A 17,801-nucleotide genomic window follows, 5' to 3' on the forward strand; every position below is an offset into this window, starting at 1 on the left:
TGAATCTTCCGAACGGGAACGAAAGTGAAAGACTGACCACAGATCATTGATGTCTGTCTCTGCAATCCGCGTCTGTCAGTATTCTGCTGAATTTCGCATTCTTTGGAATTCCGCTTCGTCCAATACGGTTCACCAGCCCGGTCTGGCCACGACTAGCGGTGAATTCTAATGTGTAGACAAAGTGAAAGAGCACTCCTCCGGCAACCAGTGGAACAGGTCCAGACAGTATGGCAAAAAAGACGATTGATCAGGTTGATGTGTGTGACAAAACCGTCCTGATGCGCGTTGATTTCAACGTTCCACTGGACGGTTCCGAAATCACCGACGATCGCCGAATCCGCATGGCACTGCCGACAATCAGTTCGGTACTGGATCGAGACGGCAGTGTCATCATTATGAGTCACCTGGGACGGCCCAGGTCCGGTGAAAACAACCCGGCCCTGAGTCTGCAGCCGGTGGCTGATCGACTGGCGGAACTGATTCCCGCGGAAGTGATGTTTGTGGACGATTGTGTCGGCTACGACGCACAGGAACGTGCTAAATCACTGTTGCCAGGTCAGATTCTGGTTCTTGAAAACCTTCGGTTCCACGAAGGTGAGAAAGCAAATTCCCCAGAGTTTTCGTCACAACTGGCAATTCTGGGTGACATCTACTGCAATGATGCATTTGGATCGTGTCACAATACTGATGCCTCCATGATCGGCGTTCCCCTGGCAATGGACCACCGTCCACGAGTTGTCGGATTTTTGGTCCGGAAAGAAATTCAGTTCCTTAGCGATGCCATCGCCGATCCTCAGCGCCCGTTTGTTGCCATTCTGGGCGGAAAAAAAGTATCCGACAAAATTCAGGTCATCCGCAACCTGCTGAAGATCTGTGACAAAGTACTTATCGGGGGCGCCATGGCCTACACGTTCGCTTTGGCAAAAGGGGGTGAAGTCGGAAAAAGCCTCGTCGAGTCGGATAAAATTGAACTGGCGGCCGAACTGATTGAAGAGGGAGGAACCAAACTGGTACTCCCGGCAGACACACATTGTGGTGATTCCTGCACGTCCGGCTGCAGCAAATTTGTGGCCAACGCCGGAGAGATTCCTGATAAATTCGAAGGTCTGGACATTGGTCCGGCAACCACAGCGTTGTATACGGACATCATCGAGGACGCCGCCACAGTCGTGTGGAACGGACCAATGGGGGTTTTTGAAGTACCTCCCTTCGATGAAGGTACCCGAGCCGTAGCTCAGGCACTTGCTGACAGTTCAGCCACAATTATCGTCGGCGGTGGTGACAGTGCGGCCGCCATTCAGCAGTTTGGACTGGCTGATCAGGTGACGCACGTGAGCACTGGCGGTGGAGCCAGTCTTGCGATGCTGGAAGGCAGATCCTTTGCTTCCATTCAAGCACTTGAGGACGCCTAACGCCCGTCATCTATCTCCAAAGCAGTGTCAGATGCTGAGCAGACGGGATTACAAAACAAACCGCAAAGACATCTGCTGTTTCGTGTGTGTTTTGTCACGCTGAATAACGAAACTTCAACGGTTACGCCGTGACTCGCTCAATCAGTTCCGGATGTTCAGCAAAGAATGCCCGCAGGATTTCAAACTCCGCGGGCGTCAGCAGACCACTGGCGTTCTCAAATAACCGTTCACTCACGGTCCAGTGTCCCAGCAGGTCAAGGAGTCCCGCCAGCGTCTCCTGTTCGACGCCACCTGCCGACCGAACAGGATCCAGATCCTCAGCAGCTACACCCGTCTCGATTTGAAGAACTGCAGGATGCGGAGAAAATGGGAGCATGATCTGAAGCATTCTCACTCGTGAAGTCAGCCACATCATATCACCGGAATCCACTCGGTCCGGACCGCGTTCAGCCCGACGAATCATGCGGTGTTCACCCTCTGATCCGGCATCTGCCAGCTCACCGATCGCCGCGAAGCAGATCACCTGCTCCTGAACAGTCAAAGATCGCGGCTTGCCGGAGTGCAGAGTCTGCCAGGTCTGCAGTAACAGCGCCAGCTGAACCTGAGGTGCCGTGCCCGCAAGCAATGGAATTCTATCCAGAAATCCCACCGGCCGCGTTGAAACAGACGCCGAAATAAATTCGTTCAAAAGGCTGTCAAACACCCTCAGGAATGCAACGCGACAAGCGACATAAAACAGTCGATTGCGGTTGAGTCGGCAAAAGATATTCGTGTCCATCACAACATTACGGTCGTCAGAAAAGAATCGATCAAAGTGGTCCACGTCCTGGATTCGCCCATCTTTCGACTACTGGAATCCCATGTGATTACCAGGAGCCGGAACAAAAAAGCAAAGAACATTTGTCAACGAGTCATACGGGGCAGAGACTCACTCCGTCTATTTTGCGCAGACTGTCCGCTACCACTCAACAGGCTTGTTACCTAAACCCGTGAATTTGATGTTGCCATAAAACAACATCAAAACCCGATCAGTGCGACCAATCGTAAACTCACCACAAATATTGGGGGTGTAAAAGGCAACTCCCCCTCCCGCTCACCCGGCTTCAACCGCTCCCGGCGTTGTTTCCAGCTCGTAAAAGTAGTTGGCCATCAGGTGCTCACCGCAGAACAGAATGATCAGTAGTCCAACCAGAACCGGAAATACCTCAATTCCCATCCTGCGTGTGTCAACGGCCTGTTTGAGTTCACCCGGGCTGCGAACAACGGCAAAACGGTCCTCGCCAAGAAGGGTGTCCAGTTCCACTGCAGTTATGGGCGTCAGATCTGTTTCGTCGTCGTTCATATTGACGGCAAATTCGGAACGAAACACACCGGATTCCGGAAGCCAAAGTCGGTACTGGCCTGGTTGTTCAGCATCGTCAATCAACACAGTACGCTGCCCTGCCTTCAGCAGCCCGGACGTCTGCCGCGGCCCAGGCCGTCTCAACAGGTACCGGTCGAATGGGCTGTCTGCCGGTAAACGGATCTCGACGGGTTCACCCGTACGAAAATTGCGACGCTGGTCCGTGGCGCCCGTGAGATACCGGACCATTCCGTCCGTCAGCATGAAAAACGTATAGCTGACCGGCAGCTCGTTCCACTGGGTTGCATGGTCCGGGCTGTAGTTGACCGCCGTAGTCAGCATCAGCGATCGACCTTCACCGACTCGCCTCTCCAGCAGGGCCGGGTACCCGCCGGATCCGGTGTACGACATAATTACCCGGGAATCCGAAGAGGGTTCCACGATCCAACGTCGCCGAACCGTAATCCCCAGCAGCTCCGTTCGAGCCTCAGGAACATCATCCAGTGTACGCGTGACCGGATGGCCTGGTTCATAGCGGAACGATTGCGGCTGTTCCCGAAACCGAAGCGGACGCAGAATCCGTCCGGGAAGCAGTGGTTCACTTTCATCAACGTTCCATGCCGAGTGCAGAGCACGACGCTCCCCTCCCACAACGGTCAGCAGTGCCCCGCCCCGTTGAACCCATCCATGAAGCGATCGCCATAGGTCGCGACCGGGACGCTGGCAGTTGACAAGACACACTACATCAAAACCGTTCAGAGTCTGACGATGCAGACCTGATATCGCAGCAAACGTGCAGTCACAGTGCGGCTGACTGGAAGGGCCTCCTGCATGCGATTCCAGTGCCGCCAAAAAATTCGCAGCATCTGAAAACTGATCCGCCACCACCAGAATTCTGGGCCGCGGCTGAACACCCAGAACGAACCAGGATCTGTCGTCCGCCTGCAGCGGATCGGATGTACTGATCCTGACTATTCCCGTCAGGAAATCAGCATCTTCCGGGACCGGCACCAGCATTCGTGCACTGGCAGATTCAGTATCCAGACTGACATGTACAGGTGCAGCAGTCCGGGTTTCGTCTCCATTATCATCAACCACAAAGACTTCCACGTTGGCAGAGGCCTGGGCCGCCCTGGTTCTCACAACATCAACAGACAGACCAACGCTGCGTCCGGCCACGATCGAATCGGCCGAAAGTTTCAGATTTCTTAGTGAAAGATTGACTGGATCTTCCACACTCAAATCCACCAGGAATACGTGCAGCCAGTCATTTTCCTGCAACAATTCGCGCAATCCGGTATCGTCCGGAAGAGCCCATTCATTTCTGGACAGGTCCGTAAAAACAATCACTTCGCGTGTGTAAACATCACGATCGGCAGTTGTTCCGAGTTCGGTCCGCACCAACTGCTGATCATCGCGCTGAATCTTCAGAGCTCGCTGCAGAGTTCGATTGAGTTTGCTGCCGCGTGCAGTGGTTTTAAGTGAATCAATCCTGGAGTTGACCGCAGCAAGATCTGACTGAAAGACGATTTCCTCCGTTGGACCGGCGCCGCTCACAGCGACGGCAACACGACTTCCCGAAGGCAGCATCTGCAAATGGTCTGTGGCAATCTGTTTGGCCTGTTTCAGACGGCTTCTGCTCTCATGACGGTACGACATACTGATACTGGTGTCGAAAATGAACACTGCTGAAACAGGAGTTTCCACAGCCAGATCACTGCCAGGTGACTGAACTTCTGCACCGACGCGGATCCCCCACGGCATTCCCACAATCACCAACATTGCCAGACATCCGCACACAACGCTTAATGTTCGAATCCGGGCAACCCGTTCTCTCAGCAGGTAGTCAGGGGTCTCCCGTTTCTCCGCTCTTGTCACCAACCATCTGTATACGACAAAGGCGGCGGTAATGACCAGGACTGTCAGCAGCCATTCGAACCACGAAAGACCATAGTTCGCAGGTGGCAAATAGGGGCGTGTGAGCGCCAGCACGATCGCTGCCAGTACACTCATCCGCAACAGCAGAAGCAACAGGTGGCGCAACTTCAATCGGCGAGCATTCGCAGAGCGTCGAGCTTCCAGCAGACGAAGTGCAGGAAACTCTATTCTCTTTGGCCGGGAGCGCATGATCAGATGCAGGATGACCGGAACGCTGACCAGTCCCAAACCAAACAGCAGGCTGAGATTGATGAATGTCATCGGAGCTCAGCAACAGCCGGATACTGCTGCAGTGACAGTGATACAGAATACACACATCCGAAATCAGGTCCGGTGAACAGTAACCACACAGACCTGCCTGATGAAGTGTTTCAGCGGAATCATGGCAGTTCACGCCCCTCAGTCAAGGTCGGCGCTCCGGGACTAGTCCTGTGCTGCATATTGTTCGGCAAACTCAACAGCTAATCCATCAATCACTTCCCGAAATCCGTCTTCCGTCGCTTCGTGAAGCAACCGAAAATTGTTGCGATTCAGGGATTCTCGGTTGCGAATAGTCCCTCTGGTCACCAGTTCCAGAATATTGGCGTCCGACCACGGTCTGATCAGCATCTCAAAACGACTGTAAAGGTTACGACTGGTCCCGCGTGTCATATTGACATCGTCCCGACTGATTCGGGCGCCCCAGCCGTCTTCATTAATCACGGTTGAATATTCAAAACCCGGAAAATGGTCGGCCAGATGCCGAAGGCACGTCTCAATGTGTTCGCTCAATGCCAGACGCAGTTGGGAATGACGGCTCCTGAGTTCATCCTCGGTTGCTTTTATTTTTCCCTCCTGACGTCCCTTCGCATCACGCATACCACGACCGCGATGAATCGCGCGGTTCAGTCTTTCTTCGAATTCAGACATTGCAGTCTTTCGTGGCAGACATCATCCGTATTCAATCCGCACAGAACTTTCGTGCAGTCGTCCTGAAACTCAGGGTAACAACATCAACACCCGAATGTTAAGTAGCACGGGGACCCACGTCACTCTTACCACAGTAGAATCCTGGAGAGTTTTTCAGCAGGATTGACAGCTCCGGAACTTCACACTGAGAACGGTGCATGGCTGTATCGCAGATTCTCAAACGTTCGTGAACACGATACAAAACACAATCGCGATGAACGGCCCGTAGAACCCCAGTCCGATGAGCAGAATCAGCAGTCCACGAAACGGGTCCGCGTGTTCAGAATAACCCAGCGTCTGCACGTCTGTCGACAGGAACACCAGACACGATCACCTGAGCGTGAACGGCAGGGTTTTCCCGTGTTGAGCAAACGCTGCAGTTACGCTCGGACCGGCTCTCCGCATCGGTTTCCGCCGGACACCTGTCCAAGCACCCGTTGTTCTCGGTATCAGACAGGATGGCCAGTTGTGATAGAGTTATATCGCGGCCGCCGGGATCAGCGAATCACCATCATCGAACTCAACCTGACAGCCGGGCAGACTCGACACAAACAGTCGGCCATATGATTTGGTCAGCAGGCGGGGATCCAGAATCACCACGCGGCCCGTGTCCGTCTGTGAACGAATAAGTCGTCCGATGCCCTGCTTCAACTTGATGATTGCTTCGGGAATCTGATACTCCCGAAACGGATTGCCTCCTCGAGCCCTGATCGCATCAACACGGGCCTGAAGCAGTGGATGATCGGGCACACTGAAAGGCAAACGCGGAATGATGACGTTTTGAAGAGATTTTCCAGGCACGTCGACTCCCTGCCAGAAACTGTCCGTACCAAACAAAACAGCCTGAGGATCCCTGCGAAACCGGTCCAGCATCGCTGATCTCGGCAGCCCTCGTCCCTGGGCATACAACGTCAGATCATGTTCTGACAGCCAGCTCTGCAGCCGATGGATACAAAACTCCAGCATGGTGTAGCTGGTGAACAGAACGAATGCTCGTCCTTTTGTTTCCAGTAAATGACGTTTGATACGAGGAATGCAGGCCGCCTGGAATCCGGATGCATCCATTCCAGGATCAGGCATCCCCTTCGACAAAATGAGTCGCATCTGTGAGGAATAGTCAAAGGGACTTCCGTGCCGACTGTCACTCCCGTCGGTTAGTCCGACACGATTCCGGAAGAAACTGAAATCATCCGAACCGACTGAAAGCGTCGCGCTGGCACAGATCACAGACGGAACTTCGTTAAACAGGTGTTCCCTCAACAGCGGACCGACTTCGACAGGCGCGCTGGTCAGTTTGATTGCGCGTTTGGCGCCACTTTTCTCTAGCCAGTACACATTCCCCGCCTGGCTCTGTGTGCACCAGGAATCCAGACATTCCGCCAGGATCCCACAGCGGTCGGCAACACCGGAAAGTTCAACCCGATCGTCCTCTTTAACCATTCTGCCGGATTCAGTTTCCAGGAGAGCTGCCAGATCCCGCAGCCGCGGAGAAACGGTGTTGATGACTTCCACCGGTCCGGTGATCCGACCGTTGGCACGACCGAAACGACGACACCATTCGTCGAGTTCAGAAAAAAAATGACGACAGTCGGCCTGAATCGTTGAAACCCGATCCTGAGCAGTCGTCAGCTGATGCACGCACAGCAGCCCTCTCTGCGTTTTCCGGTTGTAAAGTCGATTGAGAAGATAACTGAACTGTCCCTCTGTCACCGACAATCCCAGATGACTTGCTGCAACGCTTTCAATTGTGTGCGCTTCGTCCAGCACCACAACCTCATAATCCGGCAGAATACTGGCCCCTTCACGCCGCAGAGCCAGGTCAGAAAAAAACAACGCATGATTCACCACCAGCAAATCAGCGTTCCAGACCCGACTTCGGGCTCGGTAATAGAAACAGTTGTTGTGGTGTGGACAGGATTTTCTCAGGCAGTCCCCGTGATCACTGACCACTTCATCCCACACCGCAGGATCCGGTCGAAACGACAGATCGGCACGACTCCCGTCGGTTGTCTCCTGTGACCATTCAGTGATTTGCCTTAACTGCTCTGCGGACTCCGGCTTCAACAGTGTATTTTGTACCTGACGACTGAACGCCCGTTCTGTGCGTCGCAGGCTGATGTAATTGCCTCGTCCCTTGACCAGCACTGCGGAGAACTCCACCGGCAGTACGGACTGCAGGAAGGGTATGTCCCGCGTAATCAGCTGTTCCTGCAGACTGATTGTATTCGTGGAAACGATAATGCGTTTCTTCTGCTGTCCCGTTGTCTGTCCGGCCCGGACTGCAAGTATTGAGGGCACCAAATAGGCAAAACTCTTGCCAACTCCCGTTCCGGCTTCCGTCACCAGATGTTGACCGTCAAGAACGGCCCGCTCAATTGCTTCAGCCATGGCAAGCTGTTCAGGACGATGCTCGTAGTTGGCAAGTCGTCGGGCAACACTGCCGTCTGCTCCCAATACATCTGCTGACGATCCAGGCATCTCCGTCATTGCAGCACCCGCGTATCACCAGTCCGGATCACGGTGCTGTCGCCCAGGATAGCGAACGTCTGACGACTCGCCGAAAACACCACATCACCCTGAATTCCGAATACCACCATCAGTTCATGGACCTCCTGCATCCCGTGAATCTGCAATTCGTGCGTTCTTCAGAATCAGCATCCACCATCAGATAACTGATTTCAGTCAGTGCCACCTGAAACTGCTGACCGTCGGAATTCTCACAATTTCCTCCGATTCGTCCGAACATAACAAAACCACCTCCTCGTTTACCAGATACAACGATGAGTTACGACAAACGTGGGCAGCACCACTGAACAGTGGTCTGTTCAGTGGTGCCGATTTGAAAACATCGGCTGACAGGAGGCAAAAACAACGAACAGAAACGCCGTCAAGTGGTCCGTCCGGCGGGACACATCACTACATAAACGGGGACAGACCGGCCTGGCAAACCGAACGACAGCGGTGAGAAATTGGCCGTCTACTCCGTCGACAACACGGGTTTTCCCCGGTTAACAGCGGAATACAATCAAAGAATTCCTGCCTGAATGGTCAGATGTTCATTGTGATCCGAAACTCACAGGCGAGATCCCGAATTCTGCCGGAATGCAGGATTGACCGGGTTCAGTCCATTCTGCGGACGGTGTGATCCGATGAGCCCGAAAAATATCAGGAAGGAAATTGCCTTTGTCATACATATGAGGCTAAAAGTTTCTGATGATTCTTTTTTATTCGCGCTGAAACGCGAAAGGTCGTATGTCGGAGATATGGTTTAACGAACTGGTAAAACTACTCGAGACGGTCTGACGCTGAGCAGACTGTCTGATCTAAACCTGATCGTTTCCCGGATAGATTCATCCTGATTGGTACAGACGAGGCGAACAGCGACAGCTGTTTCTGCAGAAGCCGGTGAGTATTAAGTCTGTTTTCGATCCCATGTTTGTTGTTTTGGAAATTCATGAATCATGCCTTCCGTTTCCCACTCATTTGTCGAGTTGCAGCAAAAGATCGAACAAAAGTCTGCCCGGGTTGGAGTCATCGGGCTGGGATACGTCGGGCTGCCGCTAATCAGCGCATTTACGAACGCCGGCTTTCGGTGCCTGGGATTTGATGTCGACCATTCAAAGGTCACATCACTCAACAATGGCGAAAGTTACATCCAGCACATTTCGGGCAGTCAGGTGCAGGACTGGAACGATCGGCAGGTCTTCGAAGCAACCGCCGATATGACACGACTGGGCGAAGCGGACGTACTGCTGATCTGTGTCCCCACCCCGCTTAACGAAAGCCGCGATCCGGACCTTCGTTATGTGGAAGGAACTGCGCGTGCAATTGCAGCCGTTCTGCGTCCCGGTCAACTGGTCATTTTAGAAAGCACCACCTATCCAACCACCACTCGTGATGTACTGGTGCCGATTCTGAACAACAATCCGGCTCAACACCGCTGCGGTGCGGACATTTTCGTGGCCTACAGTCCTGAACGGGAAGATCCAGGCAACCCCGATTATACGGCAGCCGGCATCCCCAAAGTTGTGGGCGGACTTGACGATGCCAGTCTTGAACTGGCTTGTGACCTGTATGCACACGCCATTGTCCAGGTCATCCCCGTGGCAAGCACTGAAGCGGCAGAAGCCTGCAAGATTCTGGAAAACACTTACCGCGCCGTGAACATCGCCATGGTCAACGAGCTAAAGATGCTCTTCGATCGAATGGACATCGATGTCTGGGAAGTGATCAACGCAGCAAAGACCAAACCATTCGGCTTTCAGGCCTTTTATCCTGGACCTGGACTGGGCGGTCACTGCATCCCCATTGATCCGTTCTACCTCACCTGGCTGGCCCGCCGACAGGGAATGTCGACACGGTTTATTGAACTGGCCGGTGAAGTCAATGCAGGCATGCCGAGATACGTCATCGACAGACTGGGTGAATTCCTCAACGACGTCGGTAAACCCATCCGTGGCAGTAGAATTGCGCTGCTGGGTATGGCTTACAAAAAAGATGTTGATGATCCTCGGGAAAGTCCGTCATTCGAACTGATGGAACTGTTACTGGAACGCGGAGCGAACCTGACCTACAACGATCCTCATATTCCGCTGCTCAGAAAGATGAGGAACTATGATTTTTCGGCAACCAGCAGTCAGGACCTGACTCCAGAATATCTGGAAAGCCAGGACTGCGTATTGATTGCGACTGATCATTCCTCCTACGACTATCACCAGATCGTACGTCATTCAAGAATGGTACTTGATACCCGTAATGCCACAGTGAATGTGACCGAAGGGCGAGAAAAAATTCGTCGTGCCTGATTATTCTCAGGTAACAACAGATTTGGATGCAGAGAATCAACACTGTCGTGTGCCTCGCTTCGTCCAGCATCGTCGAGTCTGAAAAGCGACTAGTGAAAGTCCTTGCCGGTCAGCAGACGTTCAATCCTGTCGGCCTGAAGTCCAACTTCCACCACGCTGCGTCGAATCTCCTCTCCGTCAACCGTTGCCCGCGGATAGGTATCAACCATTACGAAATACGGCAACCCTTCGACCTCGCGAATCGCCAGGCCGCCATGCAGGACCTTTGCGTTCAGACGAAGTGCCTGTTCATAGAATTCCGCTTCCGCCGGGCAGCAGACACTGTAAATCAGCAGTAACCGATGTCCCGCCGGATGATCGCTGTTTTCCAGGAACACAGACTGCCCCCGCCCGCCCGGCAGCTGAATCCGTATTTCAAATCTATGGCCACGCTGCAGACATTCTGCTATCGGCACCTCGTCAAATGCATCGTTCACCAGGGTCTCAAGATCCCGAGAGTCACCCAGTACCGCCTGAAGCAACTGACTGGCGCCAGCTCCGTTCGCCGGCCGATTGGAAGGACTGCGTGACAGCAGCATTGCCGCGCATTCGGCCACGTCCAGCGGCACCGTTGGATTCAGTTCACGTACCGGTCGATAGTCTCCCGACATCACCACATTCATCAGTCCGTGCATGCTGTGACTTTCAAACGGCAGTCTCCCGGTCAGCATCAGGTGAAAACAAACGCCCAAAGCAAACACATCACTTGAAGTCGTGGCCGGCTCTCCCTGGAAGATTTCCGGAGCCATATAATTCGGAGTACCGGCCAGTCGGGCGTGTTCGGCCTCCACCGAATGCACGCGTTTGGCAAGTCCGAAATCACCGATTTTCGGGCTGCCGGACGGTGTCACCAGAATGTTGTCCGGCTTGAGATCCCGATGGATGATTCCCAGACGATGAGCCGCCGCCAGTCCGTCAGCAACACCTAAGGCAAACTGTGTTGCACGGATCGGATCCAGCGGACCACAGACTTGAATTTCGCGCTGCAGGGATCCGCCGGCCACATATTCCATTTCCAGATAGTGCCGTTCGTCACAGACCCCGACCGCATGTGTCGTCACCACATTGGGGTGCACCAGTGCCGCCGCCGCACGCGCCTCAATCTGAAAGCGCCCCGTGTAATCAACGTCAAGCGAAACACGACGAGGAGACAAAACTTTCAATGCACACAACCGATGCAGAGATCTGTTGTGTGCCAGATAGACGACTCCCATCGCGCCACGACCAAGCATCCGCCGGCAGTCATAGATGTGCAACTGCTGTCCTTCCGGAATCAGATCGTCAACAGGGTGCTCGAGTGTGTCTACAGAACCCGAACCTGCGGCACTACGATCGCAAAACTCCGGGAACAAATCAGACGACGAAATCCAGGTGTCGTCTTGTTTGCCGTTCATCCCGCAACGAGGACAACCGGAAACCGGTCCGCCGGACAGAAAGAAGAAGGGTTCATTACAGCCTGGGCAGTAGAATGCAGCCAATTACTCATCCTCGTCAGCCACCACACCACTCGAACAATCATCAACACCTGTTACTACCGGCAACTCTGATCCGGTTCCCGGCGGAACTTGACCAAATCGTCCCTATCTTCAAGCTTCAGTTCAGCGTCGGACTTCCACATGATGTCGACGTTGCCGGGCCGGCAAACTCATTCGCTTCACTTGTGCCGACGCTGGTTGCTCAAGACGAAAGGCGCGAAGAAATTCCGGACGATCCGAACGGCCGGACCGGGTATAATCACACCACAGGGCCTCGGCCGCCTGCTGAGGACAGATCGCCTGAGTTTCAACGAGAAACGTGAACAGCGATTCCGCGAGCCGGATCAATGAAATTCCGTGAAGGCGTTGTTCGCGTTCAACAAGAAAATCACTGAATGCGAGCAACTGCTCAAATACTGACGTGCCCTCTTTCCGCAAGAACTCCAGCGACGTCAGAAAGTTGCCGCTGTTGCCGATGAGGTCCCAGGTTCGGGCAAAATGTCGCAGACGCATCATGCTGCTGAAATCAATATCTCGGGTCCTCAGGATTTCGAAGGGTGGCTGATCGCTGTAGACCATTTCAAAATTTTCATCATGCCGGATGATCGGAGTTCCTTTAAGTCGCTTGAGGACACCAACCTGAATCTCATGAGGATTGAGTGCCAGCAGTCGATCAAATCCCTTTCCGAAACTTTTCAGGTCCTCACCGGGCAGACCAATAATCAGATCGGTGTGAATGTGCACGCCCGTACTGTCCCGCAGGAAACGAACGTTGTCTTCCAGTTTCGAATTATCCTGTGTCCGACTGATCAGCTCCCCTGTCCTGTCATTGAAAGTCTGAACACCGATCTCAAACTGAAGCGCCCCCGGAGGAAACATTGCAATCAGATCGCGGAGTGAATCCGGAAGTCGGTCCGGAACCATTTCGAAATGAAGAAACAATCCTTCGCTCCAGCGATCCAGAAAAAACGTCAGGATCTTCTGACTCACCCGGATATTCAGATTGAAGGTTCGATCGACAAACTTGAACTGTCGAGCCCCGCGGTCCAGTAGTGACTGCAGCGCCGCCAAAAACTCAGCTAAGTCAGCCTGCCGCACGGGAATCTCCAGTGCCGACAGACAGAACTCGCAGGTGAAGGGACAGCCGCGGGAAGCTTCGACATAAATGACCCGGTGGGCAATGTCCTCCTGATCGTACAGATGGTACGGCAGATTCAATTCGGAAAACTGCGGCACTTCAGCATGAATCATATGTGCCGGCGAACCGTCGTCCCGCAGAATTTTTTCGCACAGTTCAGCAAACGCCAGGTCAGCTTCTCCGGTGATCACGTGGTCCGCCTGATGGACCACGGGCGAGGTCTCCCATTCGTAGCTGACTTCAGGACCACCCAGGACAACAATAACGTCCGGAGCCACGCGTCTCATGCCGGCCACCAGATCTGTGACCTGCCGCACGTTCCATACGTAAACTCCAATTCCCACAATCCGCGGTCGATGTTCCAGGATATCAGCAAGCACCTCAATCAGACTGTCGCCAATGCTGAACTCGAGCATCAAGGTGCGTTCTCTGAGATCTCCCATGTTTGCCAGCAAACAGCGAAGACCAAATGCGCTGTGCCAGTAACGAGCGTTCAAAGTTGTCAGAACGATGTCCGCCATGCGCTCCACTGATCTCTGTAACCTGAATTCACATATAACTGACCGACAACCGAAGTTGTAATACAACCGACACCCGGCAGCATAAGTGACAGGTTCCCGAGGATCGACGTGAACAAGTACAGCCCGACAGACTCCCCGAGGTCGACTTCTGATGAATACAGCCTGATCCAGGAGACTTCTGTCGAAGGTATATAGCTTGCAGCATAATAACACGCATTGTTACACGTGCAGCCGGATCGTGTTTCCGTCTACGAATCGACCAAGTTCGGCCATACCGATCACCGCAGATCCAAAACAGAGACGGAACTCAGCAGACCAACACCCGAACCATGACTCCTGAGCCGCGCCACATACCGCCGTCGGCATGAAAAACTCTTACAGCCGACAGAAAACACATCCTGATATACCGATCATCACCGGATCTGCCACTGTTTGCCCGTACCAATCTCTATAGCTGATTCTTTTATCACGCTGATTAACGAATTTCATGAGAGCGAGGTTCTACACAGTGAATCTTCGTCGCCCCACACTCACATTTCTTCCGGTTTAGTCGATGATCGGCGTGTTTGGACCAGAGATGCGAACCCGCGACCGGACCACACTGTCTGCCGAACAGGAACACGGTTTCGGATTTATTGTATTCGAGGTAGTTCAGGTTGTTCGGTACATTGCTGAACCAACTGGTTCACTGAACCGCAAGGGCACAGATCCTCCGTGATCAACCGCGTAACACCGGAAAGTTGGTAAGAATGCCCAACCCGGCATCCCGTCGTACGGTCCTGCCCCGGCCTCGGAGCATACGACATGCACGGTAATATTTGATAGCGACATGAAGGTAGAGTATCCCGGTACCGGACTGAGCGATCCCTGGAGGTCATCCGTCGATTGCACCAAAGCGACGTTTCAAATCAGTCTTTATGATTACGGGCGTTTCAGTGGTCCGTCTCTGTCACACGCCAGACCGGCGGGATAATGTCTTCGGAGTTCGTGTGTCCTGCAGTTTCGCCAGGTAGCCGTCGAAGGCGGTTTCACTTACGGATGTTGAAATACCGATGCTTGAAGTGCAGAAATTTCTAAGTCAACGATCATTTGACGATTTGACGATTTGACGAGACAACTTGGAATCAAAGTCAATCGGCACACAACACTCCCGCTGGCCATCCTCAACTACGACCAGATTGAGTCTCCTAAGACGCACCCGGTTGTTTGCGAGTGCCGTGGTCTTGTCCTGCATACGAAGACGCTGGAAGTTGTCGCCAGATCCTTCCATCGCTTCTTCAACTGGGGAGAAGTCGTTGAGAATATGGCCCATTTCAACTTCTCTGATTTCACGGCTCAGTCCAAGGAAGACGGTAGTCTTGTGCTGCTGTATCACTTTCAGGGAATATGGCGAGCCAACACGCGTGGATCATTTGCAGAAGACAACATGCCGTTTCAGAGATTCACCTGGAGTGAGGGCATCTGTCAGGCACTTGGAGTCAACACTCTGAACGACCTGGATCCCGTGCTGGATCCCCACTGTTCCTATGTCTGTGAATTTGTGTCTCCCTGGAACAAAATAGTCCGTAAGTATGACAAGCCTATGCTCTATCTGCTCACCGCGTTCTACCGCAATACGTGTGAGGAACTGACGCAGTCCGAGTGCGATCAATTTGCTCGCGCGGGAAACATGCTTCGCCCCAGACTGTATAAGTTCTCAAACGTCGATGAGATACAGGATTTTCTGCAGAAACAGGCGGAAGAAGACCCAACCTTTGAAGGTGTTGTGATCTGCGACAAAGACCATCGCCGCTGGAAGATCAAAAACCCGGCCTACCTCGGTCGGCACAGGATGAAAGGAGAAGGACTGAATCTATATGACCCGCGGCATCTTCTGCATTTCATTCTGGAGGGTGAAGAAGACGAGTTGTTAACTTACTTTCCTGAAGTTCGCGAGCGATTCTTCGAACTTAAGGAAATGGTCACGAAAGCCTACGGAAAGGTGCTTGAAGCATGGTTTGATCACAGGCATGCGCCCGACAGGAAGTCGTTCGCTCTGGTAATTGGCAAACGTCCGTTTTCCGGCCTGCTGTTCCAGCTTCGAGACCGGCAGGACAGAGGCGAGTCAGTGACCTCCGCTGCGATAAAATCATTGTGGCGAGACTCCGGCGACCTGATCCTGAAAACGTTACTGCATCGGTGACCAGACGTCTGATCACGAATCTGAGATTTAAACATCACAAATTCGCTTTCACGCCGGAGACCACGTTCGAACCTGTGCGGTGCGTGTTATTAACCGAATCCGCCAACAGGCAGGCGAATAAAACGAGGCAAGGTTCGTTCACTCCGTGCGGTCAAACAGCGCACGGACTGAGCAAAAACGGCTGATCTCAATTCTCCACCTGTATTCAACTCGGTACGACCTGAGCTGTTTCAGGAAACTCAGCCGGCTGCCGTCCATCGAAGCGGTTCACGGAGGATGTTGACAGTGGTGGTCGTGCTGTGCCACGTCGAATCCCACACTTCCGATCTGCTGTGCGGATCTACGCCGTGATACCTGCACCCGGCATCACGGAATTCGGAAATAGATTGGCGACAAGCTTCACTGCTGAAGCGGAATGGCCAGCTGATCCGGCACAGGATCGATATCGGCCTGATGCGCGGTGAACATCCGGTTCAGTCGCTGCACGATCTGCGGGTTTTGATCCGCGATATCGAACTTCTCCGACACATCATGTCCTACATGGTAAAGTTCCGGAGATTCGAGCTGAACTTCGTGTCCGTAATCGACAGGCTGCCGTTGGTGCCGGTGCAGCTTGAACGCATTCGAACGAACGGCGTGCAGCTTCGCTCGTGTCCAGAAGTAAAATGATTCCCGGGGGCTGTCTCCCTGACCGAGCAATGCAGGTGTCAGGTCATAGCTGTCCAGTTTGCGATCTGTCGGCAGACTGGTACCGGTCAGGGAGGCGAGTGTAGCCATCACGTCGAGCGTCGAGCCCATTTGAGCAACTGTTGACCCCGCCTCAATGGTACCTGGCCACCAAAATATTGTTGGCACACGCTGGCCGCCTTCAAACGTGGTACCTTTCCCGGCTCTCAACGGTCCGGCCGATCCACCGTGTCCGTTGAACCACAGCCATGGTCCGTTGTCTGAGCTGAACACCACCAGCGTGTTCTCCTGCAGGCCCTCGTCACGCAGCGTCTGCAAGACACGACCGATGTGGAAATCAATCTCCTCCACGACATCACCATACAGCCCGCGCGGGCTCCGGCCGCGAAAGGCCTCAGAAACCAGTAGAGGAATATGAGGCATATTGTTGGCCAGATACACGAAAAACGGCCGCTCCCTGTTCTCCCGAATGAACCGGATGGCCTCATCCGCATATCGTTTCGTAATCGTGTGCTGATCGGCCGGACGTTCCACGATCTCCGCGTTCCGCATCAGTGGAACATTCCACCAGCTGTGCGATGGATGAAATTCAGCATCCCGTCGCGACTTTTTGAGGTACTCCCCGGCCGACTGAGTGGCGTCCATGTCATTTGAATAGGGTATGCCAAAGTAGGTGTCGAAACCCTGAGCCACCGGCAGAAACCGGGGAAGGTGCCCCAGATGCCATTTCCCGAACGCGGCCGTCGCATAATTCTTTTGCTTCAGTAATTCTGCCAGTGTGATCTCGTCTGCCGGCAGGCCTCCGCCGGAATCGGGAAACAACACCGCACGTTTGTTACTCATCATGCCGTTGCGAATCGGGTACCGTCCTGTCATCAGCGCGGCCCGGCTGGGTGTACACACAGGAGACGCCACATAGAACGACGTCCATTTTTGTCCTTCCGCTGCCATGCGATCCAGATGCGGAGTCCGAATGTTCGGACTCCCGAAACACGCCAGATCGCCGTAGCCAAGATCATCGCAAAAGATGATCACTACGTTGGGGCTGCGTTCAGACTTCTCCGTCGCTGCCGCACACGTACCCGACGTCATACACACAAAAACTGTCAACAGACTGACTGCTGAAAAAAATCTGATCAGTTTACCGTGCACTATCGCCCCCTTTGCTTCAGTTGTACTGCGAGATTAACCGGTAATTCAGGCACTCGCCAGCAGTTTGAACAATTCCCTGCGGATTGCCGCCGCGCGGATGGTCTGCCCGACACCTGCGCCGCTACACCGCGCTCAATCCCCGGGCCATCTTCCAGACAATTC

General features: G+C 53.6%; 11 protein-coding genes. 3 read left to right on the top strand and 8 right to left on the bottom strand.

Annotation, left to right across the window (positions count from 1 at the left end):
• Positions 1-227 precede the first annotated feature (227 nt).
• Positions 228-1,412: a phosphoglycerate kinase gene (locus tag MK110_10900; protein ID MCH2211802.1), complete on the top strand. Its 1,185-nt coding sequence runs from the start codon at positions 228-230 to the stop codon at positions 1,410-1,412.
• Positions 1,413-1,533: 121 nt separating this feature from the next.
• Here MK110_10900 and MK110_10905 read toward each other — a convergent pair whose 3' ends face one another.
• From MK110_10905 to MK110_10925, 5 genes are all read right to left on the bottom strand, one after another.
• On the bottom strand, positions 1,534-2,235 hold the full coding sequence (locus MK110_10905) for a hypothetical protein (GenBank protein MCH2211803.1): 702 nt from the start codon (positions 2,233-2,235) through the stop codon (positions 1,534-1,536).
• 270 nt (positions 2,236-2,505) lie between these two features.
• The gene (locus tag MK110_10910) at positions 2,506-4,953 is read right to left on the bottom strand and encodes a BatA domain-containing protein (protein ID MCH2211804.1); all 2,448 of its coding nucleotides are present in this window, start codon (positions 4,951-4,953) and stop codon (positions 2,506-2,508) included.
• A 162-nt stretch (positions 4,954-5,115) separates the two neighbouring features.
• Complete coding sequence (locus MK110_10915; protein ID MCH2211805.1) at positions 5,116-5,601, bottom strand: hypothetical protein; 486 nt, start codon at positions 5,599-5,601, stop codon at positions 5,116-5,118.
• Positions 5,602-5,817: 216 nt separating this feature from the next.
• Positions 5,818-5,961 carry a hypothetical protein gene (locus tag MK110_10920; GenBank protein ID MCH2211806.1) on the bottom strand — a complete coding sequence of 48 codons (144 nt, stop codon included), beginning with the start codon at positions 5,959-5,961 and terminating at the stop codon, positions 5,818-5,820.
• Positions 5,962-6,117: 156 nt separating this feature from the next.
• On the bottom strand, positions 6,118-8,127 hold the full coding sequence (locus tag MK110_10925; GenBank protein MCH2211807.1) for a helicase: 2,010 nt from the start codon (positions 8,125-8,127) through the stop codon (positions 6,118-6,120).
• A gap of 974 nt (positions 8,128-9,101) precedes the next feature.
• Here MK110_10925 and MK110_10930 point away from each other — a divergent pair.
• A complete protein-coding gene (locus tag MK110_10930) occupies positions 9,102-10,445 on the top strand; it encodes a nucleotide sugar dehydrogenase (GenBank protein MCH2211808.1) in 1,344 nt (447 codons plus the stop codon).
• Positions 10,446-10,534: 89 nt separating this feature from the next.
• On the opposite strand, the gene MK110_10935 is transcribed toward MK110_10930, so the two are convergent.
• Positions 10,535-11,878 carry a serine/threonine protein kinase gene (locus MK110_10935; GenBank protein ID MCH2211809.1) on the bottom strand — a complete coding sequence of 448 codons (1,344 nt, stop codon included), beginning with the start codon at positions 11,876-11,878 and terminating at the stop codon, positions 10,535-10,537.
• A gap of 204 nt (positions 11,879-12,082) precedes the next feature.
• Positions 12,083-13,618, bottom strand: a complete 1,536-nt coding sequence (locus tag MK110_10940) for a B12-binding domain-containing radical SAM protein (GenBank protein ID MCH2211810.1) — start codon at positions 13,616-13,618, stop codon at positions 12,083-12,085.
• Positions 13,619-14,723: 1,105 nt separating this feature from the next.
• Between MK110_10940 and MK110_10945 the strand changes: the two genes are divergently transcribed.
• Positions 14,724-15,800 carry a T4 RnlA family RNA ligase gene (locus MK110_10945; GenBank protein ID MCH2211811.1) on the top strand — a complete coding sequence of 359 codons (1,077 nt, stop codon included), beginning with the start codon at positions 14,724-14,726 and terminating at the stop codon, positions 15,798-15,800.
• A gap of 399 nt (positions 15,801-16,199) precedes the next feature.
• On the opposite strand, the gene MK110_10950 is transcribed toward MK110_10945, so the two are convergent.
• Complete coding sequence (locus MK110_10950) at positions 16,200-17,579, bottom strand: sulfatase (GenBank protein ID MCH2211812.1); 1,380 nt, start codon at positions 17,577-17,579, stop codon at positions 16,200-16,202.
• Between the last annotated feature and the right edge of the window lie 222 nt (positions 17,580-17,801).

Origin of the sequence: Fuerstiella sp. (assembly GCA_022447225.1) — a bacterium.
GTDB lineage: Bacteria > Planctomycetota > Planctomycetia > Planctomycetales > Planctomycetaceae > S139-18.